This window comes from Vibrio sp. 10N.222.49.C9 (genome assembly GCF_041474985.1).
In the GTDB taxonomy this organism is placed as follows: Bacteria; Pseudomonadota; Gammaproteobacteria; order Enterobacterales; family Vibrionaceae; genus Vibrio; species Vibrio crassostreae_C.
This window is the reverse complement of the sequence record NZ_JBFRVD010000132.1, coordinates 1-246: the sequence shown is the minus strand read 5'-3', so window position 1 is coordinate 246 and position 246 is coordinate 1. Positions and strand designations below refer to the sequence as shown.

The 246-nt window shown below is 48.8% G+C and carries 1 protein-coding gene; it reads right to left on the bottom strand.

Annotated elements, in window-relative coordinates:
• A partial coding sequence (locus AB4585_RS22320) for a PDZ domain-containing protein (protein ID WP_372170998.1) occupies positions 1-246 on the bottom strand: 246 nt, incomplete at both ends.

Below are 246 nucleotides of genomic sequence, written 5' to 3'. Positions count from 1 at the left end.
GGTTAGTCACCACTTGACGGTTAACACCGACAATAATGTCGCCTTGCTCGATCTGATAGGAAGCGGCCGGAGAACCTTCGGAAACAGAAGTCACTTTCACGCCCTTGTATCCATCAGAATCTTTGGTGTTACTGAGCGCAGCGCCAGTTAATCCAGGATGAAGCTGTTCTGCTTTGGTTTGCTGAAGCTGTGATTCGCCGAGCGTGACATCAAACTCTTTCTTATCACCATCACGGATAACGCCTA